General features: G+C 64.8%; 1 protein-coding gene. It reads right to left on the minus strand.

Features of this window, described 5'->3' with window-relative positions:
* Position 1: 1 nt before the first annotated feature.
* The coding region (gene tuf, locus NKJ81_RS32505) for an elongation factor Tu (protein ID WP_352542981.1) at positions 2–1,111 on the minus strand (1,110 nt) is incomplete at its 5' end.

Genomic DNA, 1,111 nt, shown 5'->3' on the forward strand with positions numbered 1-1,111 from the left:
ATTACTCTGTGATGGTGACGACGATGCCGGCACCGACGGTGCGGCCGCCTTCACGGATGGCGAAGCGCAGCTTCTCTTCCATGGCGATCGGCACGATCAGCTCGACATCGACGGTGATGTTGTCGCCCGGCATCACCATCTCGGTGCCTTCCGGCAGCGACACGATGCCGGTCACGTCCGTCGTGCGGAAATAGAACTGCGGACGGTAGTTGGTGAAGAACGGCGTGTGGCGGCCGCCCTCGTCCTTGGTCAGGATGTAGGCTTCGGCAACGAACTTCTTGTGCGGCTTGACGGTGCCGGGCTTGGCCAGGACCTGGCCGCGCTCGACGCCCTCGCGGTCGACACCGCGCAACAGCGCGCCGATGTTGTCGCCGGCCTGGCCCTGGTCGAGCAGCTTGCGGAACATCTCGACGCCCGTGCAGGTCGTCTTGGTGGTCGGACGGATGCCGACGATCTCCAGCTCCTCGCCGACCTTGACGACGCCGCGCTCGACGCGGCCGGTCACCACCGTGCCACGGCCCGAGATCGAGAACACGTCCTCGATCGGCATCAGGAACGGCTTGTCGAGCGGACGAACCGGCGTCGGAATGTAGGCATCGACCGCAGCCATCAGTTCGCGGATGGCGTCCTCGCCGATCTTCTTGTCGCTGTCTTCAAGGGCGGCAAGCGCCGAACCCTTGACGATCGGAATGTCGTCGCCGGGGAACTCGTTCTTGGTCAGAAGCTCACGCACCTCGAGCTCGACCAGCTCGAGCAGCTCGGCGTCGTCGACCTGGTCGACCTTGTTCAAGAACACCACGATCGAGGGCACGCCGACCTGGCGGGCGAGCAGGATGTGCTCGCGCGTCTGCGGCATCGGGCCGTCGGCGGCCGACACCACCAGGATCGCGCCGTCCATCTGCGCGGCACCGGTGATCATGTTCTTGACATAGTCGGCGTGGCCGGGGCAGTCGACATGGGCATAGTGGCGGTTGGCGGTCTCGTATTCGACGTGCGCCGTCGAAATGGTGATGCCGCGCGCCTTCTCTTCGGGCGCCGCATCGATCTGGTCGTAGCGCTTGTATTCGCCAAAATACTTGGTGATCGCCGCCGTCAGCGACGTCTTGCCATG

The organism is Mesorhizobium sp. M0018, from assembly GCF_040323955.1.
In the GTDB taxonomy this organism is placed as follows: Bacteria; Pseudomonadota; Alphaproteobacteria; order Rhizobiales; family Rhizobiaceae; genus Mesorhizobium.